Source organism: Streptomyces sp. ID05-26A, from assembly GCF_033794685.1.
Lineage (GTDB): Bacteria > Actinomycetota > Actinomycetes > Mycobacteriales > Pseudonocardiaceae > Lentzea.
The window spans coordinates 290,990-315,335 of sequence record NZ_JARAYZ010000007.1; the positions used below are offsets into that span (position 1 = coordinate 290,990).

The 24,346-nt window shown below is 64.0% G+C and carries 22 protein-coding genes; 6 read left to right on the top strand and 16 right to left on the bottom strand.

The features are described from left to right. Together PV646_RS41120 and PV646_RS41125 are read right to left on the bottom strand one after the other, a co-directional pair. On the bottom strand, positions 1-834 hold the full coding sequence (locus PV646_RS41120) for a helix-turn-helix domain-containing protein (protein WP_500348173.1): 834 nt from the start codon (positions 832-834) through the stop codon (positions 1-3). Between the two features lie 32 nt (positions 835-866). After that, positions 867-1,199, bottom strand: a complete 333-nt coding sequence (locus tag PV646_RS41125) for a hypothetical protein (protein ID WP_500348175.1) — start codon at positions 1,197-1,199, stop codon at positions 867-869. Between the two features lie 654 nt (positions 1,200-1,853). On the opposite strand from PV646_RS41125, the gene PV646_RS41130 reads away from it, so the two are divergent. Both PV646_RS41130 and PV646_RS41135 read left to right on the top strand, forming a co-directional pair. Further along, positions 1,854-2,714 (top strand): helix-turn-helix domain-containing protein, encoded by an 861-nt coding sequence (locus PV646_RS41130; RefSeq protein ID WP_500348176.1) that lies wholly within the window; start codon positions 1,854-1,856, stop codon positions 2,712-2,714. 39 nt (positions 2,715-2,753) lie between these two features. Continuing rightward, on the top strand, positions 2,754-2,981 hold the full coding sequence (locus PV646_RS41135) for a DUF397 domain-containing protein (RefSeq protein ID WP_500348293.1): 228 nt from the start codon (positions 2,754-2,756) through the stop codon (positions 2,979-2,981). Positions 2,982-3,041: 60 nt separating this feature from the next. Here PV646_RS41135 and PV646_RS41140 read toward each other — a convergent pair whose 3' ends face one another. The 7 genes from PV646_RS41140 to PV646_RS41170 form a co-directional block, all read right to left on the bottom strand. Then, the gene (locus PV646_RS41140; RefSeq protein WP_500348177.1) at positions 3,042-3,299 is read right to left on the bottom strand and encodes a phosphatase domain-containing protein; all 258 of its coding nucleotides are present in this window, start codon (positions 3,297-3,299) and stop codon (positions 3,042-3,044) included. 98 nt (positions 3,300-3,397) lie between these two features. Next, entirely contained in the window at positions 3,398-3,949 is a 552-nt protein-coding gene (gene cyaB / locus PV646_RS41145; RefSeq protein WP_500348179.1) for a class IV adenylate cyclase, read from the bottom strand. A 1-nt stretch (position 3,950) separates the two neighbouring features. Then, positions 3,951-5,000 carry an aldo/keto reductase gene (locus tag PV646_RS41150; RefSeq protein WP_500348181.1) on the bottom strand — a complete coding sequence of 350 codons (1,050 nt, stop codon included), beginning with the start codon at positions 4,998-5,000 and terminating at the stop codon, positions 3,951-3,953. Positions 5,001-5,017: 17 nt separating this feature from the next. Further along, positions 5,018-7,165 carry a B12-binding domain-containing radical SAM protein gene (locus PV646_RS41155; RefSeq protein WP_500348183.1) on the bottom strand — a complete coding sequence of 716 codons (2,148 nt, stop codon included), beginning with the start codon at positions 7,163-7,165 and terminating at the stop codon, positions 5,018-5,020. Positions 7,166-7,373: 208 nt separating this feature from the next. Further along, a complete protein-coding gene (locus PV646_RS41160) occupies positions 7,374-7,571 on the bottom strand; it encodes a hypothetical protein (protein ID WP_500348185.1) in 198 nt (65 codons plus the stop codon). A gap of 47 nt (positions 7,572-7,618) precedes the next feature. After that, entirely contained in the window at positions 7,619-7,825 is a 207-nt protein-coding gene (locus tag PV646_RS41165; protein ID WP_500348187.1) for a hypothetical protein, read from the bottom strand. Between the two features lie 421 nt (positions 7,826-8,246). Then, on the bottom strand, positions 8,247-8,636 hold the full coding sequence (locus tag PV646_RS41170; RefSeq protein ID WP_500348189.1) for a hypothetical protein: 390 nt from the start codon (positions 8,634-8,636) through the stop codon (positions 8,247-8,249). A gap of 437 nt (positions 8,637-9,073) precedes the next feature. Here PV646_RS41170 and PV646_RS41175 point away from each other — a divergent pair, with 437 nt between their 5' ends. Then, positions 9,074-10,519, top strand: coding sequence for a helix-turn-helix domain-containing protein (locus PV646_RS41175; protein ID WP_500348191.1), 1,446 nt, complete (start codon positions 9,074-9,076; stop codon positions 10,517-10,519). Here the strand turns inward: PV646_RS41175 and PV646_RS41180 are convergent. Further along, positions 10,493-11,050 (bottom strand): NUDIX hydrolase, encoded by a 558-nt coding sequence (locus tag PV646_RS41180; RefSeq protein WP_500348193.1) that lies wholly within the window; start codon positions 11,048-11,050, stop codon positions 10,493-10,495. The genes PV646_RS41175 and PV646_RS41180 overlap by 27 nt on opposite strands. Before the next feature lie 415 nt (positions 11,051-11,465). Here PV646_RS41180 and PV646_RS41185 point away from each other — a divergent pair, with 415 nt between their 5' ends. After that, positions 11,466-13,637, top strand: coding sequence for a hypothetical protein (locus PV646_RS41185; RefSeq protein WP_500348195.1), 2,172 nt, complete (start codon positions 11,466-11,468; stop codon positions 13,635-13,637). A 21-nt stretch (positions 13,638-13,658) separates the two neighbouring features. Here the strand turns inward: PV646_RS41185 and PV646_RS41190 are convergent, their stop codons facing one another. Both PV646_RS41190 and PV646_RS41195 read right to left on the bottom strand, forming a co-directional pair. Next, positions 13,659-14,594, bottom strand: coding sequence for a carbohydrate kinase family protein (locus tag PV646_RS41190; protein WP_500348197.1), 936 nt, complete (start codon positions 14,592-14,594; stop codon positions 13,659-13,661). A gap of 180 nt (positions 14,595-14,774) precedes the next feature. Then, positions 14,775-15,911: a hypothetical protein gene (locus tag PV646_RS41195; RefSeq protein WP_500348198.1), complete on the bottom strand. Its 1,137-nt coding sequence runs from the start codon at positions 15,909-15,911 to the stop codon at positions 14,775-14,777. A gap of 303 nt (positions 15,912-16,214) precedes the next feature. Here PV646_RS41195 and PV646_RS41200 point away from each other — a divergent pair, with 303 nt between their 5' ends. After that, positions 16,215-19,151, top strand: coding sequence for an AfsR/SARP family transcriptional regulator (locus PV646_RS41200; RefSeq protein WP_500348200.1), 2,937 nt, complete (start codon positions 16,215-16,217; stop codon positions 19,149-19,151). Positions 19,152-19,658: 507 nt separating this feature from the next. On the opposite strand, the gene PV646_RS41205 is transcribed toward PV646_RS41200, so the two are convergent. From PV646_RS41205 to PV646_RS41220, 4 genes are all read right to left on the bottom strand, one after another. After that, positions 19,659-19,913: a hypothetical protein gene (locus tag PV646_RS41205; protein WP_500348201.1), complete on the bottom strand. Its 255-nt coding sequence runs from the start codon at positions 19,911-19,913 to the stop codon at positions 19,659-19,661. After that, positions 19,910-20,059 (bottom strand): hypothetical protein, encoded by a 150-nt coding sequence (locus PV646_RS41210; protein ID WP_500348203.1) that lies wholly within the window; start codon positions 20,057-20,059, stop codon positions 19,910-19,912. The genes PV646_RS41205 and PV646_RS41210 overlap by 4 nt, the downstream gene beginning before the upstream one ends. Positions 20,060-20,201: 142 nt before the next feature. Further along, positions 20,202-20,912, bottom strand: a complete 711-nt coding sequence (locus tag PV646_RS41215) for a hypothetical protein (RefSeq protein ID WP_500348204.1) — start codon at positions 20,910-20,912, stop codon at positions 20,202-20,204. Positions 20,913-21,497: 585 nt separating this feature from the next. Continuing rightward, a complete protein-coding gene (locus PV646_RS41220; protein ID WP_500348206.1) occupies positions 21,498-22,091 on the bottom strand; it encodes a hypothetical protein in 594 nt (197 codons plus the stop codon). 485 nt (positions 22,092-22,576) lie between these two features. On the opposite strand from PV646_RS41220, the gene PV646_RS41225 reads away from it, so the two are divergent. Beyond that, positions 22,577-23,974, top strand: coding sequence for a pentapeptide repeat-containing protein (locus PV646_RS41225; RefSeq protein WP_500348209.1), 1,398 nt, complete (start codon positions 22,577-22,579; stop codon positions 23,972-23,974). Positions 23,975-24,346: the final 372 nt, after the last annotated feature.

The following is a 24,346-nucleotide window of genomic DNA, read 5'->3' on the forward strand; positions in this document are numbered from 1 at the left end:
TCACCAGCACTGAAGTCTGTTGATCATGTCGAGTGATGCCTGCTCGCACAGGCTCACTTCATCGAGTTTGTCAGCAACCGCTGTGTAGCCGGCGATCGAATCCTTCATCTCCACGAAGGTCTGTGAGTTCAGGGCTTCCAGCCAGACCACAGGCTCGTACTTCGGGAACTTCAACTGCGTGAACGCCCCAGTCATCCCGGCATGCGCGCCGACCGAGGCAGGCACAACCCGGATCTTCACGTGCGACCAGTTCGCCATCATCGTCAGGTGAAGCATCTGCTCGGCCTGTACCGCAGGCTCCCCTACTTGAAGCCGCAGAGCGAATTCGTGGATGAAGAAGGTGCAGTCCAGACGGTCGCGGAGCAAGTCCCTCATCTCAGCCTGCACACGCAACCGTTCGTCGATCTCCTCCTGCGGCACGGTAGCGGAAGCGATCATCAGCTCACGCGCGTAGTCATCGGTCCGCAGGAACACCGGCAACGCGTGCGGTTGCCAGTCGATCAGCTCATTCGCCATGGCGACGTGAGCAAGCACGGTGCCTGGCCGGATCGGCGCGGACTTCCCGTACTGCTGCCACCACCCCAGCACGTGCCGAGTCGGATACAACGCGAGCAGCCGATTACGCTCAGCAGCCTCCGGGCGGCATACGCTCAGCAACACCGCAACTTCCAGTCTGCTGAGGTACACCTTGCCGTTCAACACCTCCGAGACCTTGCTCTCGTCGCAATCGACCAGCTCGGCAACCTGACGCGAACTCAGTCCCGAGCCTGCAACCACCGCGCGCACACCCTCACCGAACTCGCGCCCGCGTGTGGTGGAGACCCTTCTTGGCATGTCATTCCCTTACGCTATTAGGAATATTGGTCCTAAGAGGACGAGCGGAGTCTGTGGCTCTGCGGGCCAGAACACTTGCGCGCCGTCGCCGCCACCGTGACCGCGAGGTGCACGTCGAGCAGCATCCGACACGGCGCCGCCACCCGACGCCAGAACGGTCCGCTCCGACACTTCTCGCAATAGCCGTTCTCGTCCGCCTGATGCCCCTCCGCAAGTGCTCGCAACGCGGCGACGATGCCCGGAACGTCCTGCCGCATCACGGCTAGCGCCGCCCCAGCGTCACCGTCGACCGCGACTCTCAACACCCGCTCGAGGTGATCATCGAGGTTCCGACGAAGTCCTCCGAACAACACGTGGTTGCTCATCCGCGACCTCCCTCTAGGACTAACTGACCCGAAGGCCTGAGCCGTTCTCAGGGTTGTGGCTGCGACTGCCCGCTTCGCAGACAACGTCTTGTGACAGAGCCAGGGCCACTGCGCAACGAAACGCGCGCAGCCCTTGATCCGCAGCGTTGATCTCCTTGCACTCCAAGGCCGACGTCACGACTACCGCCGCGCGCGCAAGCACTGAGGCCTGCGCGAAGGTCAGTTTTACGACCACGCAAACTGTTCCCGTTGGTCCCGCCATGCGCGCGCCTCCACTCGTCGTTGAGGCAGCGCCACGGCCGGGCCGGGGAAACCCATGCCGTGGCGCGCCCCGCTCGCTGGGATCGGATAGCGGCAACGCCATGCGTGGAGGGAACAAGGGCCGGCAACAAGGCCCGGTTCCCGGCGTGCCGCTCAACCAGCGAGCGCCTTGGAAGGGTCCAGTCACCCGTGAGGCAGCGGGATCCGAGCTGGAAATTTTCGATATCGGAGATCATCCGCCACCTTCCGTCACATAGGCCCAGCTGAACGTTTGGCATCGCCAGTCTATAATCCGATATCGGAATCCGATAATGCCCCAATACGGTGATGGTTGCCCTGCTACTGTCCGTAGTACCCGTGTCGGGCCCGATGCTCTGTTCAGGAGGTACACGCATGGCGTCCGCAGAGATGCCAGCCTTCATCCACAACATCCAGTGCGGTCGACTGCTCGAAGCGCTGCGTGGCGAACGCACGCAACGCGAAGTCGCAACGGCATGCGGATGGAGTCAGCCGACGCAAGCCGAACTGGAACGCGGCCAGAAAAACTTCACGACCGAACTCCTGCAGAAGCTTCGATCCGTTCTGGGTGGCGAAGCGGCAACCTGGACGCAGATCGCGCATCACGCCGAACTCGGCGCCGCCCAGGCGAAGAAGTCCGACCTGCGCTGGAAGTTCAAGTCCGAGGCGATGCGCAAGCTGGTCGACATGGACCGCACCGCAACCTTGATCCGCAGCAAGGCGAGCATGCTGATTCCGGGTGTGCTCCAGACGCCCGAGCTGATGCGCTACCTCATGGAAGCGGCTGGGCTCGCCGCTGAAGAGATCGATCGTCTGGTCGACCTTCGTGTTCGCCGCCAAGACGTACTCGCCAACACCGACCAGCGCTTCGAGTTCATCGTTGACCAGGCAGCGCTGGCTCGGGTCAGCCCGATCTCGGACACCACCGGGATCTGGGCAGGTCAGCTCACCCGCCTCGCTGAGGTTGCGGTGTTGCCGAACGTGAGTCTCCGGTTCATACCGTTCAGCCACGGCTTCTACGAAGGTCAGGAAGCCGACTACCAGCTCGCCACATATCAAGCTGAACCGGAGCTGCACCTCGTCTACGCTGAACGGTACGACGAGCAGGCGGTCCTTCATGACCCGAAGATCGTCAAGAGGTACCTGGACCTCTGGCGCGTGCAGGAAAAGATCGCACTTGAGTCGGATCAAGCGCTGAGCTTCCTCAACTTCGTGGGCGGGCCGCTGCCGTTGTGACGGTTGGTGACGGCAACAGCGGAAGGAACGGCTCACGAGATGAACGGGCCATCAGTACAACCCGATATCGCGTTCACGCCATGGTTCAAGTCCTCCTACAGCCAGCCCAAGGAGAGCAACTGCGTCGAGGTCAGGTTCGGAGCTGACCAGGCAGGTGTACGTGACTCCAAGGCTCCCAGCGGAGGTCAGCTCGCTTTCGGGACAATCGCGTGGGGCCAGTTCAGGTCCTGGGTGAACGGACCTCAATCGGAAGCAGCCGAGCTCTGACCTGTCCGGCTCGACCCGGCTACTGATCGGGTCGAGCCGGACGTACCTGCCTCGAACGATCTACTGATTGCCCAGCGCTGGAGCCCCGGGCGACCAGGTGGCGTGATGAACCGAGAGCCCGGCCTCTCGCAGTTGGCTGACCACGCGGGGATCGTCGTCCACGACCAGAGCGATCGTGCGGTGCCGTCGAAGCTCCAACAGGCGTTCCAGCTTCACCAACCGAGCCGGTCTCTTGTCGCCGTGCGGCTGCATCAACAGCTCCCCCACTGGCAAGCCCTGTTCGACGAGCCAACTACGGGTCAACTCGGCCAGTCGCACGGGTCGGCGTCGCTAGTCGCGAAGTCACGGGCGATCTGCTGCCTGACACATTTCGGCCCGCCTTGTACCGCAGGCAGGGCCGAAATGGATGTCGTTGATCAGCGCTCGCGACCGAGCAGGATGTGCGGGTATCCGCGCTTGACCTGCTCGCCGAGCTCGACATCAAGCTCGGCGATGAACTGGTCGAGGTACGCCAGTGCCTCCTCGGGCGTCTGCGCCCCTGTCTCCGCCTTGTACTCGAACTCGACGAACGTCCCCGCGCCCTCGACGTGGTCGAACGCGATCTCAACGTCGTCGAGGGTCCAGGCCTCGCGGGTCTTGTTCACCGTGACCAGCGAGGTGAAGCCGAGAGCTTTGAACAGGCGGCGGACCGCTTCAACGTCACCGATCGAGGACTCGAACTCGTCAGCGTGCGGACGGCCGGTGGGCCAGAGCTTGTAGTTGACGGAGGCGTTGCCGTCGTTGTCGGTACGCACGCGCAGCCACTCAGAGATCGCTTCAGGCGCGGTGAAGTCGCGGTGCGGCGCGTTGTAGTAGGCATCGACCTGATTGGTCGGTTCGCCAGTCTTGGCTCCGCGGTCGACTAGCTTCTCTTTGAGGGCGTCCGGGGTCGGCAGCACGAACTTCTTCTCGACCTCGATGTACTTCACTTCAGGTCGCCTTCCTCGTGGTGGGGTGCAGGATTGTCCGGATCTCGGCGAGCTCATCGTCGGTCAACGGGTCGCCGAGGCACGTGACGTTCGTGTCGATCTGTGCAGCGTGGCGGAAGCCTGCGAGCACGATCGAGTCGGGTGCGTGGTGCAGGGCGTAGCGCAGCGCGACGCGGGCCAGCGCTGCAGGGTTGCGCCCGAAGCGATCACGCAGCGGGTCAAGCCTGCTGGCCGCAGCACTCAACGCCTCTGGGGTAAACGCTCGGTCGGTACTGCGGTGATCAGTGTGGCTGAACGTCGGCGGCCTGTCAGGGTCGTAGCCGCCGAGGAGCACGCCCTGGCCGAGTGCCTGCTTGATCAGCACGCCAACGTCATGCCGGCGAGCGAATTCGAAGATGTCGGTCTCGTCGGGGCCGTAGAGCGGGCTAAGCAGGTTGAACCGCGCTTGAACGAGATCGGGTGCGATCTCCTCGAACAGCTTGAGAAACCGAGCCGACTCTGCGGAATGCGGTCCGTCGCCATCGGCCCACTGCTCGGCGAAGACGTGTGGCGCTCGCATTCCGATCGCGCCGATGGTGCCGTCCGCGTGCCAGCCGCTCATGAGCTTGACCGCGTCGCTCAGGTACTGGTCGTTCTCGCCGAAGTCGGTGCTGTGGAAGAAGTAGGCATCAAGGCGGTCCGTGCCGAGATTGGCCAACGTCGTAAAGAGTTGGTGGCGCATCTGGTCGGGGTGGTACGGGTGCAGGCCGGTGCCAGCGAAGTATCCGACCTTGCTTGAGAGCACGAGTTTGTCGCGACCAACCTCACGCACCAAGCAGCCAAGGAGGCGTTCCGAGCGGCCCAGGCCGTAGACGTCCGCGGTGTCGTAGAAGTCGACCCCGAGCTCATGTGCCTTGAGCAGAGCAGTGAAGGCCTCGTGCGGGTCGACGCCGTCCCAGCCGATCGGCACGCCGTTGTTGGTAGCTGGACCACCGATGGTCCAGCATCCAGCGCCGATCGTGGCGACTTCCTTGTTCAAGCCGGGAAGCACCCGACGTTCCAGGGTGGGCAAGGTGGTGGTTCTCCTTGTCAGGTTCCGCACGGGTCGCCGGCGTTGATGAGCGTCCACTCGTGGTTGCGGGTCCAGCGGTCGTGCTCACGCGCCAGGATGTCGCGCTGCTCAGGGGGAAGGTCGTCGCACACGGCGGTAACCATTGGTTCGAGCGTGGAGCGCAGGTGGCGGATCATCGTGTCGACCACCGCGGCGCACACCTCGTCAAGCTCTTGCCGGTCCTCGACATCCATATCGGTGGCTTCAAGGGCGTTGAGCATGCCACCTAGCACCAAGTAGGCCGTCTCTTTGAGTACGCGACGCAGGTCGCGCACACTGCGGTAGGCGGGTCCGTCGAGGATCTTCTCCAGGCTCTTGAGCGTGTAGTCGAGCGGGAAGTTCCGGTCGATCCACAGCTGCGACCAACGGGCGAGAATTCCGATGCGCCAGTCCTTGTAGCGGGCATCGACTCGGCCCATCGACGGATCAGTTCGACCGGTGAGGCCCTCCTTCTCCGCCTGGCGGGTGTAAGCGGCGCCGATCAAGCACTCCATCCCGACCAGCATGTAACTGATTCCGGTGTGGAACGGGCGGCCGGTCGTGTGCTCGGCGACCCACAGGTCGCCGCGCACGCCATCGACGATCTCCTCCACCGTGAGGTGCGGTTGCGGCTTCATCAGTAGGTCGGTGCGGCCCTGGAACTCGTAGGTCGCGCGGAGCTCATCCGCGGACATGAGCTGGTCGAACGTGATGTAGGTGAACCGCGGCGGTACTCCCAGCGCTGTCAGCGTGCGAATCGCCAGGGCGTTCTGCTCCCCTGTCGTCTCCTTGTTGAACCGCGCCAGGATCGAGGTAACACCGGATTCCACCCCGAATAGACAGCGCCGCAGTCGGCGGGCGACGAGGCCGCGCCACATTGCTGCCCTTTCCCTGTGCCAGGCGTCGTCACGGTCCAGCCGCACAACCTGGTCTACACGGCAAGAGGTCTCCCAGGAGAAATCCGCCTCGGCCAGCAGGTCTGCGGCCAGCAGCGCACGGGGCACCGCGTCCTCACCCCTGCCGATGAACTCTTCGTCCACCAGGTAGAGGGTTCGGCTGCGATGAGGGTGCCGGTCGAAGACCGCACCGATCTCCTTCAGCATCCAGGGCATCGACTCGGGGGTTGCCCCGAACCACTGTCCTTTATGGCCTCTGGGACAGAAGGAGCAGAAATTGGTGCAGCCCCTGCTGAACTCCAGCTGCGCGACCCCGTTGCAGGCGAGTGTTCGGTCGAGCAGATCAAGCTCGGGCAGGATGTCCTCCTGCGCAAGATTGGGCACGATCGCGTTGCGGCGGCGGCTGATCGCCATCACTCCCTCGCCGCGCACCGCGCCTGTGTAGCCCGCTCCTCGCACATGTCCCAGATCGAGGTCGTTATGCCAATGCGCAAGCACGTCGGCGATGGTTGCCTCTCCCGCCCCGCGGCTGATGATCAGGTCGGGGTAGCGCTCCAGCAGCATCTTTTCGTTGCGCACAGTGAGACTGCCACCGGCCACCAACATCGTCGGGGCTTCCAGCTCCGCCACTGCGTCCAGTAGCTCGGTCATCAGATCGTGCTGACCGAAGGTCGCGGAGATCCCGAGGATGTCGACCTGACCGGAGGCGACTCGCTCGGCAATCTGGTGCAGCTGCGCACCGAGCTGCATGTCCATGAGCTCCACCTGCCCGAGCAGCGCAGCACGGGCGGAGCGGGCAAGGTCGGAGATCGCCAACGGAAACCGCGGCAGAGGGAAGTATTCGGGGTGGTAGAGCGCAGCCAGTAACAGCTGCGGCCTCTGCAGCCGGTACTGAACCTCCACGCTGACCTGCGCGGTAGAGATCCATTCGCCAGGGGTGTCGAGAAGAAGACCGTTGCCGTGCGTCCAATGTGGCCAGTCGCGACCAACGTGAGGACGACCAGACAGGTCGGCTACCGTCCACGAGCCGCCTGCGGGCTCGTGCTCGATCAGCACAAGTCTCCGATCCAGAGTCCCCGTCACAACAACAGCATGGTCATCCCCCAGATGGTCCTTGAGGACACGCTGGACCGCATTGGGATCAGCCAGATCGACTGTCCACAGTGGCGATCGCGATGCAGGCGTGTGGTTGATGACGTTCCCAACGGCGTACATCAGCCGGTCGCGCGGCGTCGAGAGCCGGTCGCGCATCGAAACCTCCGGTGTGAGCAGGGTTGTTCAGGGCAGCCGAGATCGCCGGATGCCGCAGACACCCGTGGTGTGGTGGAGATGGAGAGGCGGAGACGCGCCGCGCAGGCGAAGGGGTGGCGCGTCCCCGCGATCTATGTGACCGCCAGTGCGGGGTAGGCGGCGAAGATGGTGATCTCGCGCAGGCTGGCGCAGCGAGCGTGCAGCCTTGTCACGACTGTTCCTCCAAGCGATGTCTGGAGGTCTCAGCAATGGATTCGGTGCCGTCGATGATCGCGGGCATCACGATGGTCTCGGCAGCAACGTCGTAGCCGCCGGGCCAGTCCCAAGCGGCGCCCTCCTCGTTCCACTTCAGATACAGCGGCCGGCCTTCGGCGACGGCGTTCTCGAGCAACTCGGCGACGGTCATGCCCCACTCGTTGCCCTCACGGAAGACGTGCTGGGCGACCAAGGCCGTCACCGCCAGCGGTGGTCGTTCACGGTCTCGCCGACAGCCCGCAAGCACGGGACGCAGAAGTTCCCGTTGGACGACTTGCCCGCCTTCTCGATGTTGAGAACCAGGTCGCACATGGCGTCCACCGTGCCGTCGCCAGGACCGGTGGTGTCCGAGACGGCGTGCGAGAGGTTGTCCATTGGATGAACCCACCAGGCGTGCTTGCTCACCGGTTCTCCCGCGCCGCGCCGCGACGGCGACGAGCCGACGTGCCATAGGTCGGAAGGCTGGTTGAGCGCAGCGCCGCCGAAAGCCGGTCACGGGCGGCCAACCAGCCCGGATCGGTCGCGAGCGCAACGAGTCCCACTGTGCCATCGGGTGAGCACGGCGGATCGTCGGGTAGCAAGGACATGGTCAACTTCCCCGCTTCGGGCTCGGTTTGTATGGGTGGAAGACGGCGAGGTCGGCTCACGGGGGTTGCCGGCCTCGCCGCCGCTGAAGGGCGGGCACACGACGGAGCGCGAGGCGCTGGCCCACCGCGCTCAGAACGTCGCTGCCCGCCAGGAACTCCGGTACCGCGCCCGCGTTTCCCGGAGGTGTAGCCGACGAGCGGGCGCCGTTGCTCAAGGCTTCGTGCAGCAGCCATACCCGTCACGTCCCCATCTCGTGGAAGTCGGCATGCTGGTTGGGCACTATCAACACCTGCCGAGTAGTCGCGTCGATCCGATCGAGCCTCAAACTGATCACCAGCGCGTTGGTCGAGAGGTGGCCCAGGGCGGGCAACACGAGGTCGACTCTGTCGCGAGTCAGGTACTCGATCAGCTCCAGGAAAGCCGGGCAATCCACGAAATTGTGGTCCTGCGGGCAGTCGTCCTCGATGTTGTGGACCAGCTCATGGCACTCGCGTTGGCAATAGTCAGTGATCGACTTCAACCCATGCGCGCTCTGGAAGGGCGTGCGAGCGTGGACGTAGCCGATAACTCGCCTTCCACCTGGCGACCGTCTTGTACTGGGCTCGACGAAGACCGAATCGACCGTCATGCTGTGGCCTCCTTGGCGCGCTCGCCACCGAAAGCGCAATCAACTACCCGCAAGGCCGTGGCCCACAACGCGCGTCCGACCCAAGCGCGAACCACGTTCCACCCAGGGTTCATGAGCGAGCGCCGGAAGCAGGCGTTACAGCCCGCAGACGCATGAGCGATCCAGCTGACGCAGGTGATCGCTGAACCGAGTACACCGAACATCGCGGCCATCCAAAACCACGTCACCGGTAGCACCTCAATCCTGCGATTCGCATGCTGATCTCCTCGATTCCGTGAAGCTTGACCTAGATCAGAGTGCCCCTGAGCTGCGGAAACGTTCAGCCATAAAGTGGGTGCCCTCGTATGCCGAAGTTGCATAAGCGGGTAGGTTGCAGGCGCGTAGCGTTAGCGGGCTGCTGCGGCATGTAGTCGGGGAACGCAGTCGGGGAGCGATCCATGAACGGTCACGTCAGCAAGCGCTGGTGCCGCTGCGGCACGCAGCTTTCCCGTGACAACCGTGGTTCGACCTGCACCGCTTGCACGAAGAGGTTGGCGGAGTTTCTCGGAGGACCTCCAGAGGTTGATCGATCGTTTTGGGACGACCCAGCGATCAGCCGAGCGCTGCACGCGCGACACATGGGCCAGGTCGTCCGCGCATATCGAACTCATCCCGATCACCCGGCAGACATCAACCAGGACACTGTGTCGGGATGGCTAAGCATGAGCCAGTCTGGCTTGTCACGGCTCGAAGCCGGCAAGCCAATCGCGAAGCTCGATCAGCTGATCCACATCGCGGGGGTGCTTGCTATCCCCGCGGACCTTCTGTGGTTCAAGATGTCGCAGCCTCGAGGAAATCGCGGCCTTGAGTCACAGCCTGCTCTCCAGGTCGCCTATAACCATGTTCGCGGTGTCGCAACCGCGACATTTGATACTGACTTTGGCTGGTTCACCGCTCCACCGGCAGGCATCGTTGCGCGTGTTGTTGGTGCTGCCGACGTCGCGACGTTGCGAGCCATGACACGAACGTTCCGTCAGCTCGACAACAGATTCGGTGGTGGACATGCCCGGTCAACCGTAAGTCATTATCTCGTCGGCGAGGCAGCGCCATTGTTACGCGATGGCCGGTTCCACGAGGGTATGAGGCGCCAGCTCTTCGGCGCGGTCGCGGAACTCAACCAGCTTGCCGGATGGATGGCCTACGACGTCGGGGATCTCGGTTCTGGACGCAAGCATCTCCGCCAGGCACTCCAGCTCTGCCAAAATGTTGGAGACAACGCGCTCACCGCTGAAATGCTGGCTGGGCTGAGCCACCATGCGGCGTTCTTTCGTGCGCCGATCGTGGCCGTCGACTTGGCGCGGGCAGCGCGCGACAACGCTGCCAGGACCGGTATCGCCGCCCTCATGGCTGAATCTGCGGTAATGGAAGCTCACGGACTTGCGCTGCGACACGACACGAGCGGATGCCTTGCCGCGCTCGGGGATGCAGAGGCGTCATTCTCGTCGACAGGGCCCGATATACCAGAGTGGTTGCGGTACTTCGACGCCGCATACATGGCTGCGAAGTTTGCGCACTGCTTCCGAGACCTAGGCCGACCGAAGGAAGCAGAGCGATTCGCCAGGCGCTCCTTGGAAATGACCGACGGATACGATCGCGGGCGGCTGTTCAACACAGCATTGCTCGCGTCGATACTCGCCGATCAACAGCGGGTCGAGGAAGCATGTGAGGTCGGCACCGCGGCCTTGCACATGGCAGGCAACATGAACTCAGTGCGGACGGTGACATACCTGAAGGACATAGGTCGCAGGCTCCACCCATTCCGTGCGGAGCCTGCGGTGCAGACGCTCTACGTGGAGATGGCAGCGGCCGGCATCGTGCTATCCGAACGCAAGGACGTGAAGTAGGCCGACCTGGGCGGCGGCCCCGATGATCTCCCTCTTCGCGATCATGTCCTTGATCGCAGACAGCGGAATCCAGGCCACGCGCTCGGACTCGTTGATATCAGCTTGCTGTCCGGTGTCTTCCGCGCCTTCCGCGAGGTAGATCAGATTCTCAAAATCAGCCGTTCCCGTGAGTGGCTGAAATGTAGTCAACAGGCGCACACTGCGAGGCTTCCAGCCCGTCTCCTCGACGGCTTCACGCTCAGCACAGGCAGCCGGGTCCTCGTTCGGGTCCAGGTAGCCGCCGGGGAGCTCCCAGGTCCACTGGTCCATGATCCAGCGATGCCGGTAGATCATCAGTACGTTCTCACGAGCATCGTCCAAAACCAGCGTCATGACGGCCTTGGGCATCCGCAGAACCCATTGCTCGAAGTGAACACCGTCTGGGAGCTCAACATGCGCAATGCTGATGTTGAGCTTGCGAGTATCGTCCACGAGGCGTTCTTCGTGGATCGTCCAGCGCGTCGTTTCGGCGGAAGTGTTCTCGGCGGTCACACCACGAAACGGTACCGGCGCCGTGGACTACGGGGTGCCTCCGACCGTGGCCGAAGACTCCTCGAACAGGCGGCCTTGAAGACTAGCTCCTGGCTAGAGCCCTTCCCGTGACGGATCTTCATGCGGTCGAGTTCCCAGGCGATCCTCGACATCCCGATCACGGCCTTGTCCACCGATCACACCCGAAGCTTGATCGACACAACCGCCTGGCCCGGCCGCCAAGACCGGATCAAACCTGGGTCCTCACGCAAATCGCGAGTACCACCTTCTAGCAGTGACTCATCGGACTAACACCAGCTCACGACGCTTGAGGCTGGTAGGTCAGCCGGGTGAGACGTGCCCAAATGAGTGTTTCAAGGAACAGGAATACCGTACGGTCGTACCGCAGAGCGCTGTGCGGGGCGGTGAGGACACGATGGCGGGTGTCGAGTCAGATGACCAGTACGGGCGATCTCCGAAGATCAAAGTAGGCAACGAGCTGGCCGGATCCACTGTCAGCGGGGGCGTCGTCCAGGCCGGCGTCATCCATGGAGACATCAATCTCGGCGCTGGCCCTGGCTTCGAACCTCGTGTGCCGCAGCAGCTTCCGCCCCCGCCTACACATTTCACAAACAGGGAAGCAGAGTTGTCGGCGCTGGATTTGCTCCTGGATCCGGTTACATCGCGGTTAGCGCCTGAGGTTGTTGTAGTGACAGGTTTTGCCGGTGTCGGCAAGACGGCGCTGACGTTACGGTGGGCCGCCGCGCATCGCGATCGGTTCACGGGTGGGCAACTGTTCGCCGATCTGGCGAGTGTCGTGGTGGTGGAGCCAGTATCGGTGTCACGCACGCTCGGCGCGTTCCTGCGGTCTGCGGGCTTCCCGCCGCATCAGATTCCGGCCGATGAGTCGGAGCGCGCGGCGTTGTGGCGTTCGTGGACGGCTCAGCGGGCGGTGTTGGTGGTTCTCGACAATGCTCATTCTGCGGCGCAGGTACGTGGGTTGATCCCCGGTTCGGCAGCGAGCGTGGTGCTGGTGACCAGCAGGAAACGATTGGCGGGCCTGGCACAAGGTGGTGCGCGGACTATCGAGGTGGTGCCGCTGGATTTGCGGTCGGGACTTGAGTTGCTGCGCCGGTCGATCGGGGGACCTCGCGTTGAACGTGAGCCTGATCAGGCGCGGCGGTTGGTGAGTCTGTGCGGCGGTCTGCCGATCGCGGTGTGTGTCGCGGCGGCGCAACTGTCGTCGCGACCGGTGCGGTCGATCCAGGGGGCAGTACGCGACCTGTCACGGCGAGGCTCGCGGCTGACCGCGCTATCGCAAAGTGAGGAGCTCTCGGTGCGCGCGGTTTTCGACTCGTCCTTCCACGACCTTCCCGCCGAGCCTGCCCGGTTGTACCGGCTGGCCAGCTTGCACCCAGGGGACGCTTTCAGCTCTCATGCGGCGGCGGTGCTGGCCGACGCTCCGGTCTCCGTGGTGACGCGGCTAATAGATGTCCTGGTGGACGCGAACCTGCTGCAGGAAACCAGCGAAGACCGCTACCAGTTTCACGATCTTGTTCGGCAGCATGCTCACGAACAGGCAGAGGCAGCCGGCGAGGCCGATTCCGCCGCGACGGCGCCAATGCGGATCTGCGAGTGGTATCTGCGAGCGGCCCGGGCCGCGGTATTGGCCGCGACAGGATTGCGGCGTCGCAAGGCGTACACGTTCACTACGACTGCGCCCACGTTCGCGCTTCCGGAGGAGTTGGAGTCGGTGGACGGGAGTTGGGCGTGGCTCGATGTGGAGCAGGGCAACATCGTGGCCGCGTTGAAGTCGGCGGGCAGTGCGGGGCGCCCCGAGCTGGCCTGGCATCTCGCGGACGTGACGCGGCCGTTGCTGCGTGTCCGCAAGGATTTCCAGCTCGCTCAAGAGGTGGAGCGCGAGGGCTTGGCCGCGGCGCGGGCGTGGGGTGAGAGGCGGGCTGAGCGGAGCATGCTGAAACGGCTCGCCCGCTCCTGTAGTGAACTGGGTGACTACGCGCAGGCAGAGGGGTACGCGCGGAAGGCGTTGCGGCTTGCCGAGGCCGACCAGGACTCCCGCGGAGCCACGAGCGCACGCAAGGCGTTGACGCTGCTTCTGGTCGATCAGGGCCAGTATGCCGAGGCGGAGAGTCGGCTGCGGGAGATCGTGGACTCCTATCGTGCGCTGGGGAGGATTCGCAGCCGCGCCACGACTGAGATCACCTTGGGCGCGGTGCTGCTGGCGTTGCGCCAGCCTGCCGAGGCGGTGCCGTTTCTGGCGTCGTCGGTCGAGTTGCTGAGCGATCTTGATCCGCCCGACGAGTACAACCTGGCGCGGGCGCGCGCACAGCTGGGCCAGGCACGTGCCGCCCTCGGCGATCTCGAGGTCGCGGCCGCGCTCCTGGCAGCGGCGCTCGCCGTGCTGGTGAGGCTCGGCTCGCGGTTTGAACAGGCGCTGGTCCACGAGGCGCTAGCCGATCTCGATCTGGCTCGCGGCGACGTCTTTGGGGCGCGTCGGCATCTGACGACGGCAGCCACTCTTTTGCGCACCTTGGGGTCCGTGCAGGCGGACCGCATCGCGGACAAGATCGAGGGTATGGACAGCTGATCTTCATACAGAACAATGCTTCTAGACCCGGTGCACGGCCGGCAACCCTTGGCTGCGAACAAGGTGGGGAAGCATGGTTGCGGCGTCGCGAACATCGTCATCGGGCCCGGCTCCAACCTTCCAGCCTGCGGCGAGACATCCGTGGCGCAGGGCGTCCACCGGATTGCCGCCGAGCGCGTAGTGGTGGGCGAACGTGGCGAGCAGCGTGTCCCCAGCACCGCTGGTGTAGCGGACCAGCCGGGGCGCTGCGGCGGTCACGTGCCATACGGCACGGTGGTGGTGGTGGAGCCCGATAAGTGCTCCTGCGGCGCCCATGCCGACGATGACAACCGGTGTGCGGTAGCGCGACCACAGTCGCCGGATCCAGTCGCCAGGCGAGCACGGCAGTTTCTCGTGCGAGCACGAGAGCACGTGTGCGGCTCGCATCCACTCCTCGTTGTGCCGGGACTGGACGGTGTCAATGACGTGCAGATCGGTGATGATCGGTATCGCTCGATCGGCCGCGGCGCCGACCAGCGACCTGGTGAAGTTGATGTTGGACAGCATCGCGAAGTCGGCGCCCCCGGCCGCATCCAGCGCGTGAGTGAAGACCTCGGTTGGGTAGCGGCGGTTCACGGCATCGCGTAGGTCAGTGGCTCCGCTGCGTGTACCGGTCCGGTCGTAATGCACGACGGCGCGCGGTTGAGCGTCGCACACCTGGGTGACAGGCCCGAGAAGCCCTGCGCTGCGCAGTCCTGCTTCGGCTAGTTGCCCGGCGGGATCGCGGCCGATGTAGGTGGCGAACAGAACGTCGCTTCCCAAAGCCTGCAGTGTGTTGGCGATGGTCCAACCGACGCCGGATAGGCGCAACGCGATCTGTCCGGGAAGGCGGCGGCTCGATGTGAGCGGAATCGGAAACTCGTCTACGGGGACGGCGAGACGGACGTTGATGATGCCTGCGACGGCGATGCGGGGCATGGCGTCATCTCCTGTGGTGTTGGCGGTGCGTGTCGCCGTCCGCCGTGGTGACCGTGTGCACGAGACGAGTGGCAGGCGAATGTGATGGCGTGACAGCGTTGTCGCGCCGAGTAGAAGGAGACAGGCAGGGACGATGAGGACAAGGGTGGGCCGCAGAGTGACGAGCTGAGCCGTGATCACTCACTCTTGTCTCTGCGGCACGGCGACAGGTTCGAGCTGGCGATGCCGTCCCGGCTCGGGAAGGCAGAGCTGGCGGTAGATCGCGTCGCGGAGTATGCGGACCGCTTGATCTGGTTTCGATGTCACCGCTGCCGTGATCGCGGCATAGTCGTCTTCGCCGAAGTGATCGGCCGCCGAGTGGAGCTGCGGCTCGATGGGGTCTGTGAGCCGCAGGCGTGGAGCGCGGTCCGCGAGCAGAGCGTTGGCGGACAAGGGAGCTACGTCTGTGCCCAGACCGTCCACAGTCAGCACGGGTACGCGAGCGCATGCCGCGTAGACCGGAATGGAGCCGTGGTCCCCGATCACGATGTCAGCGCCGATCACCGCGGCACGCCAGTCGACCTCGGGTGTCAGCACGGTCAGCCCGGCTCGCCGGTACTCCGACAGCCAGGCCAGGACTTGACGTTTGCCGTGCCCGAACCACACGCCAGGATGCAGCAAAGCTGCAATACGAAACTTGCGATTGTCCAGTTGCTGCAACAGCCGCGGCATGAGTTCGGCGCTACGCGCAAACAATGATTGCGCTCCCCACGTGGAGGCGATGAGCACGAGTTGCTGGTCGTCCTCCACACACAGCGCCTCACGGTACAGCTTGCGCAGATGCATGCTCGCGAGAAGCTTGTCGTAGCAAGGATCCCCAGCGACAAGGGCCGAGCTCAGAGCTTCCGGGCACTGGGCTCGCAGGATCGACTTGTGCGCATTAGTAGACAGAACAAGGACATCGGCGAGGACGCGTCCGTCTCGCGTGAGGCGCTGAGCGTCCAATCCGTACACATAGCGACGGGCACGCGAACCCTTACCGGTCGCTTGCGGCGCGAGCTTGCCGTAGCCGGCGCCGTGTGGAAGCACGATCCGCGGCGCGTGGATCTCGCTGAGCCCGCCGTAGGACGCGGTGATAGCGAGGTCGAAGCGTTGCTGGATAGCTTGCTGCCACGGAACGACCAGGGCTCCCAGGGACCTCAACCAGTCGATGACGCCGGAGTCGAACACGTCCGGCGCCGGTGTGAAGACCACCTGAATGCGTTGATCGGTCTCGATGTGTTCGACCACGTCGAGCAGCCGCTGGCCGCTCGGCAGCGTGTGCACGACGACGAGCACCGTACGCAGCCCGGCCAGTGTGACCCAGCGTTCCGCGCCTACACCTATCGGCACCCTGACCCAGCCCGCTTCTCCCATTGCGCCCCCTTGTTCCTCTGGTTGTCCCCTCTGGATCGAAGAGTCCTGGCCTGATTGGACTGAGCGGTTGCAGAGCGCTGGACAGCTCGTTGGACACCCTCCAAACCGCCCACTAGGAGTAATTTCGTCTTTTCCTAGCGTGATCATCGCTGGTCGCGGCTACTGTGGATTGGGCGTTCATGCGGCGGGCACGGTGAACAGCTGGGCATGGAGAGGGGGTCTCGCATGCAGATCACGCTGCTGGGTGAGGTCGGCCTCGTGCTGGACGGCGAACCTGTCGTGTTCACCTCGAGCAAGGAGCGCTACGTGCTCGCGGTGCTCGCGTTCATGGCGAACAAGCCCGTCAGTGTGACGACGCTGATCGACGCCGTCTGGGACGTACCCGCCGCCCCGGACAAGGCGCACAAGAGCTTGCAGAGCTACATCAGCAGGATCCGCGGGAAGTTCAGGACCGACGACATTCCCGCAAAGATCGTCTTCAGGACCGAGTCGTACCTGCTGGAGATCGACCCGATCCTGGTGGACTACCACCGCTTTCTCGACCTGCACGCGCAGGCACGCGCTGAGGTCGACCGTGGCCGTTTCGAAATGGCAGCCGCACTGTTCGATGACGCGTTGCGCCAGTGGCAGCACACGCCGTTCACAGGCCTCAGCACGCTGTGGGCCGACCGGCGCCGGCAGGCCATGAACGGCGACCATCTCACCGTGCGCTGTGAACGCCTCAGCAACGAGATGCGCTTGCACCGCTATGAGCTCGCCCTCAAGCACATCGAGGAGCTACTGGAGGACGATGAGCTCAATGAACGGCTCGTGCGCCTCAAGCTCGACGTCCTCGCCGCTTTCGGCACGTATCGAGAGATCACCGACTACTACCGCAGCGTCTATCGGCGCACGGTCGAGGAGTTCGGCGTTCCGCCGGGCATTGATCTCAACGAGCACTACGAGCACATCATCAACCTCACGAAAACACCGAAGCCCCGCCCTGCAGAGCTGGTCGACGCAGACGGCGTCGTCACGAGCGCGCCCCTCATCGCAGGGCAGGTGACGGCTGCGCGGCCACCTCGCCAGCTTCCGCCAGATCTGCGTGATTTCATCGGCCGCGCGGAGCAGCTGTGTGCCCTCGACGTACTCGCTCCCGCAGACACAAGCCTCGACGACTGCATACCGATCGCCGTACTGCACGGACCGCCTGGGATCGGCAAGACCGCGCTCGCTACTCGCTGGGCGCACCGAGCGGCCCACCGCTTCCCCGACGGCCAGGTCTTCTTCAACCTCCACGGCCACGGTCCCACCCGACCAGCGGACCCCGCCGAGGTGCTGGGCAATCTACTCGTCGCCTTGGGCTGCCCCGCCGACCATCTCCCGGCCACCTCCGCGGAACGAACCGCGCAACTACGCACAATGACCGCGGACAGGCGCCTGCTCATCGTGCTCGACAATGCCGCCGGCTCCGAACAAGTCCTTCCCCTTCTTCCGTCCAGCGCCAGCTGCATGGTGATCATCACCTGCCGCAGCCGGCTGCACAGACTCGTCCAGCAGACCGGCGCTCACGACATCGACGTCCGGCCGCTACCGCCTGGCGACGCGCAATCCCTGTTGGCCCGGCTGACCCCCAAACGCAGTGACAGCACCACCCAACTCGACGAGGCACTCACGCTGCTCGGTGGCTTCCCGCTCGCGGTGCGCATCGCGGCCAGCAGACTCAACGAGTACCACGCGACACCGCTGCACGAGCTGGTCGGTTCGCTGCGTGACCGGCTGGCTGATTGGAGCGGCGGAGACGGTGACTCCCCCAGCATCAACGCGCTGTTCTCGTGGTCCTACAACCAGCTTCCCCCGGACGTACAACTCGCGTTCCGGCACATCGGCGTCCACAGTGGACCAGACTTCGACACCGCCGCCGCCGCGGCCGCCTCCGCGTTCCAGTACCCGGATGCCCAGAGAACCCTGGAACACCTCGCGGCAACCCACCTGGTCGAGCCCACCGAGCTTCACCGATACCGCGCACACGACCTGCTCCGCGCCTACGCCACTGGTCTGCTACGCCAACACGACGAGTACGACGACGCGCTCGATCGGCTCATGGATTGGTACCTGCACACCGCCAACAACGCCGACATGACACTCGCACCACGCAAAGATCCACTACCGCTGTCCGCTCCCGCCGCGGCAGCTCATCCGCTCAGCTTCCGATCGGCCGACGCCGCGATCGCGTGGTTCGCCAGCGAGTGCACCAACCTCGTCGAAGCGGTCCACCAAGCCCATGCCGCCGGCCGACACGGACTTACTTGGCGGCTGGCGGCAGCGACTCGTGATCAACTGGGGCGACACGCCCGCTACGGCGACAGCAAAACCGTCGCCTCGCTCGCTCTCACCTCAGCCCGCATCGCACAAGAACAACGAGGAGAAGCCGCAGGCCTCAACGACCTGGCACTGGCACACCTGCACATCGGCGACATCGCCGAGGCAGGCGCGCTGTTCTCCCAAGCGCTCACTCTGGCCAGGAACATCAAAGATCATCACACCGAGGCGACCTGCCTGCACAACCTCGCCGTCTGCCATCGCAACACCGGCGAACACGACCACGCCCTCGACCTTTTCCACCAAGCACTGCAAGTCCGGCAGTCCACAGAGGACGTCTATGGGCTCGGATTCACCCACCACTCGATGGCGCTCACCTACAGCGCCACACAACGGTACGACCAGGCCGAGCACCACCACCAACTCGCGCTCACAACCTGGGCACCCATCGCCTGCGAGTACGGCAAAGCCGTCACTCTCACAGCATTGGCAGATCTCCGGCTCGCCACCGGCGACCCGCTCCGCGCCATCGACTCCGCCAACACGGCCCTGATGATCCACCAGCCCGCGAACGACGTCCTCTACATCATCAAGACTCAGCTGACCCTCTCGAGGGCCTACGCCGCGATCACACGCTTCACCGAAGCGAGTCACTACGCGAACAACGCGCTCGAGCTCGCCCACAAGGCAAACAACACCGCGTTGATCGCCGACGCGCTACACGGCCTCGGTCACGTCTATCAGGCCTCGGGGGAACACGACTCGGCCAGAAAGGCATGGGACCAGGCCCTCCAGCACTACAAGAGCATCAACTCTCCGCATGAGTCGGCTGTTGCACAGCTACTGGACCTGACTCCATAGTCGACCCCGCACTCCAGCCCGATGGTGATGACGTGGATGAGCGCGAGAGCGGCGCGTGCGATCGCGAGTGATGAAATGCAGATCTGCTATTTCCCTGAGCCAACGCAGCGACAGAGAGACACCCGTATGCCCTGAGCCCCAGATCCCGATGCTCGTCCTGGCCGACAGTTTCACCACGCGGGCAGCGGCACACCAAGCGTGGCGCAATCATCCCTAATCGCGCTACGTGCGACGCCGCCCTCAACCTCGCTCAGAACGGAGGCTCAAGCTCACCCGTTCCCGCTTGCAGGTGTGCGCGTCAGAGACGAAGTGCTGAACCGCGATCGTCTGAAGGCCATAGGCGCTGAGCACGCAGGACGCCAGACCGAGCCACAGCGTCGGTGCCATACGCACCGCGAAAGACACTTCAGCAACAACCAGGCCGTCCATGCTCAACCCGCGCGTCGGCGCTGGCTGATCAGGGCCGAACCCGCCGACGAGCCCGCGCCAGATCGCGTCCAAATCTACTCACACAGGCTTAGGACCGTCCTGGTAGCCGTGGAGAGCCTCCGGAGCGAACACCACGGTGTCCTCTGACTTCTGAACGCCCTCGACGCCTTCGGACTCCTGAGGCGCATCCGCCGTCTGCCGGATACTCAAGAACTGGCAGATAGGCACCGTGCCAAAGTCTGGAACGGTGAGCTCATAAGAAGTCAGCCCTAGCCAAAGTTCGGGCGCCATGCGCACGCGCAACGGCACCTCGGCCGCGACGAGCCCGCTCATCCGCGCCCCGTGAACCGACGCCAGCGGCTGGTCCGCAGGCGCACGTACGGCGCGCGCAACACAGCCGCCAGGTCGACGTTCTTCCGATTGGGGCCGTCGTGGACGTGGACCAGCGACTCCCGCACACACCGCACATCATCGAACATGTATTTGATCCCGCGGTATGGTCGAGACTGGACGCAACTCAACGGGCCCGAGCCACCCGCAAGCGCAGTCGAGCAAACCTACGCTGGGCCGTTTTGGAGAAGTTCACAGCACGCGACGGACAACACCGTTCGAGCGAGTGGTTCAGTCACGCCATGTGGCGAGCGACCAGGGTCCGTCTATCCAGAGTTGTACTTCGGCGATCGGGGCTCGGGCCGCGATCCACAAGCGCCAGTGCCCGTAGCCGAGCCACTTGTCACCCGACTTCAACTGGTTGAAGGTGTCGGTGTTCTTGGATCGAACGACTACTCGCAAGCGCCGGGGCCCATCAACGCGATCGAGGAGGCTTTCGTGGTCGTCGCGTAGTTGGTAGGTGCCGCCCTTGCCAGCCGGACCGGCGGTGCCGACGGTGCCATGCAGTGCAAGGGGGTGCTGATCGACAAAGGCCTCGTCGAGGTGGGATGCGATGGCTGCGGCCTCGGTGGTGCTGCGGCAGAAGTGAGCCCACGTGATCTTCATGGCCGCGTAGCGAGCACGGAACCGCCTGGCGGCATCGGGATCGTTGTCGAAGTCGCGCAGCAGCCGAACGATGCGGGCGGCGCTGCCGAGTGCGGGTGTGAGGGTGCGGTCCGAGGTAGAGACCTGAAGTCGGGCCTGTGGGCGTCCGGCGCCGCTGGGTGGCAGTTGGTCCGGTGGCTCGATCTTGTCCGGGTCCGGCAGGCGCAGTTCGTAAATTTCGCCCTCGCGGACGATCGTTCCGCGGCTGTCCCGGATGAGGTGGTCGGCACGGTTTTTGAAGTCGTAGCGGCAGCCAGAGTGGTGCTCCCCGTGCTTGGTCACCGCGTAGTGCGCCATGACCTGGGTGACGCCGCCACCGGGTGTACGACGTGGATGCGATCGAGTTCCCACGACTCCGACTGCGCAACCGCCACAGGTCAGCGGCTTGTGTGCCTCGTACGGTGGCGGGACCACGTCGATTGCGGCTCGCGCGTGAAGCAATCCACGAGTATCTCGTGCAACGGGAATCCCGACTCGGTCAGCCATGCCTCTTTCCTCTCGTCCGGCTGTGGTTTGGGTTGAGTTGCCTGCCGCTGGCGTCGTCGATCATCCACTGTGGGCACCCCGGCGCGCCTGGGCAGTCAAGACGGGATCGCGTGCACCATCGGCGGGTACGGGCGCCCGACCGGTGTCGAGTCTGGTGTCCGGACGCCATCGCCACGCTGGCATGACCGGCAGGCCGGCTCGATGCGATGCACACCGGGCGAGCCGATCGCGAGGCTTCTGGCTCGACCCCACTCGTCGGCGCGCGTCCCTGCGCCCACTCGATGAACGTCAGTCACGAGCCATCGAGCTAGCCCGCAGGCGTGATCGCCGCACGTCATGGACAGACACGAAGTGGCCGCGCCGGCATCAGACCGGCGCTCGTCTCAGCCGCCCAGCTCATTCGTGTTGGGGGCGACTGCGGTGCTCCGATCGGAACTCGTTCCACCTGTCAGACATGACGGGGCCGACGAAGACCGTGCTGCGTGCGTCGGCGATCGCCCGACACAGGACCTCGTCGCCGTCAACACAGTCGAGGTCCCGGATGACCGCAACCAGCCCGACACCGACAGCTGGACCGTGCGTCACGATGAAGTCAATCAACTCTCGATCGCGCGGCAGCCGAAGCACGTCATCCGCGTCGTCGATGCCGAACACAACTCCAGGACGCTCCGCGGTCGGGCTCGGGACGTTCTCCGACGCGGCCCGCCCTTTGACGATCCTCACCGCCGCTTCGAGGTTTCTCACTGTGTCCGCGACGTTGGTCGCGATCCACGCCGGAGTATCTACCGCCTGATCCCAGAAGCGATCGAAGCCGTGCTCGTTGCGCAGGTCGGACGGGAAGATGCAGAAGAACCCGGATCCGACCGCCTCCATCAGCACAACCCGCAGCACGTTGGACTTCCCGTCGTCGCCGTCACCGAATATCCAGACGTGATCGACAACGCCGGTTTCCGGATCGTTGAGCCAGATCCGCTCGGCAGCGCCGGTCATCGTTCGGCCGATCCTGATGGTTCCGGTCGCGACGTTGTAGAAGTTCCCACCAGGGTGTAGGACCGTACTGTCGAAGGCGGTCGCCAGATCCCGAATCTGGACGACCGCCTCCGCGGCCGTCGCACCGGTCAGCCCGGCGAGCTCTATGGCCAGGAGGCGCTCGAATCACTCTCTGAGCCCGATCTTCGAGCTCCGCCGACGCCTGCAGCCCTTCCCACGCGAGGACGTCGAACACTCCGAGGTTGGCCAGCGCGGTGAACGCGCGATCCGCTGAGGCGACCGTGAACGTTCGGCACTCGATCGGACCTTCTTCTCCAAGTTCGCGGTCATCCGGCTCGCCGTCGGCCCGACGGGCCCGCCTAGCCGGTGACAGACTCAGAGCAGGCCCGCGAGCGGTGGGCGATGATGTGTCCCCGTGGAGCCGATTGGGGGAACTCCACCTATTCTCACAGCACTAGCTCGTTGCCGTCGATCATCATGACACGATGCGACAGCGCTCCGACGAGATCAGCTACAAGGTGCTTTCAGCACGAGCTATCTGGTTGGCAGCCGCAGTGACGCTATTGAGTGGAGTCGGCATCGCAGTGTGGCTGCTGACTTCCTACGGGAGCGGCGGCGACCAGCAGCGTAACCAGCTTGATGCCATCAGGACAGCCGGCACCATCGTGGTGGGTACGGGCGGTGCCGCCGCGCTGCTACTGGCAGCCCGGAAGCAGCGGACCGCTGAGATCACGCTTAAGCAGAAAGAACGGGACCAGGCGGACGTTGCCCGCACCCACGAACTACAGGAACGGGTCGCGTTAGCGAACGAAGAGGACGCTGCACAGCGGCGAATAACCGAGCTCTATACCAAGGCTGTCGAACAGCTCGGGTCAACGCAGGCTGTGGTTCGACTAGGTGGCTTGTACGCGCTGGAGCGGCTCGCGGAAGAGTATAAGACGCACAGAAAAACGATCGTAAATGTTCTCTGCGCATATCTTCGCATGCCTTTTACACCGCCATTGCAGTCGGCCCCATTAGTCGATTCCCAGCAAGAACTCCAGGCTCGACTGACCGCACAGCGCATCCTCGTCAAGCACCTGCGGCCGTCGGAGATTTTCTGGGAAGGCTCATCTCTAGACTTGAGTGACGCCACGCTCGTGGGGTGGGATATGCGGGACTGCGTGGTGCACGATGCCATCTTCCCTAGGGCTCGGTTCATCGGCGACACTTCTTTCACCGGAATTCAGGTAGCCGGGTCTGCAGACTTCACGGAATCGACTTTCACGGGCGATTCCTGGTTCAGCGAGGCTGCGTTCATTGGCGCCGGGAACTTCGAACAGGCTACCTTCGAGGGCGATGCGTACTTCGACTCCGCAACCTTCCCCACCGATGCGTCGTTCGACAACGCTTTATTCGCGCACACCGCTTCGTTCCGACAGTCCGTCTTTGCAGGTACATCTTGGTTTTGCGAGACGAGTTTTACAGGGCGCGCAATATTTGAATCAGCCGAATTCAGGGGTATTGCAGCGTTCAACGATGCCGTCTTCACCGGCTCCGCAAGTTTCATTCAAGCGAACTTTCACCTGATCGCAGGATTCGGCGACACGCTGTTTCACAGCCACGTCCAATTCTCGAGGGCTCGCTTCGGTCACCACGCATGGTTCCGCATGGCCAGATTCGGTCGGACGACATCGTTCGATCTAGCGGTGTTCGCCGCAGACCTATGGCTTGCGGGCGCGGCGTTCTCCGATGATGTGTGGTTTCGGATAACCACGCTCGCCGGCGAAGCCAGCTTCGAGAACGCTTCCTTCGCCAGTCGACCGGACTTCAGCACGGTACGGCTGCGCCGCCACGAAGGTAACCGCACCGTGTGGCCAGTCAGCCCGAGTGCCGACCGGTAAGTGCACACTCAGGTTGTCAGTCGGATCACTCTCCGCCATCCCGCTCCGACAACCTGACCGGCCGCTTCAACTTCATCAACCGTCCTTCTATCAGCGCGGCCCAGGCAGGGCACAAGTCGACGTCGTTACCCCTCTTCATCTGGAAGTTCGGCAACGAGACGGCGCACCGACTCTACGACTTCGGAGTCCCCAAGGAGTTCTAGACGATGCTCAGGCGCCTTGGAATGCCCGATCTTGACCCGCGGGCACTCCTCGCCGCCAATCACATAGACATAGTCTGCTTGCACGCTCGTGCTATCTACCGATCACCGTTGGCTACTACGAGTGTGCAAGATAGCGGTGGGGTCCGACAGAAAGATGAAACGCCAGACC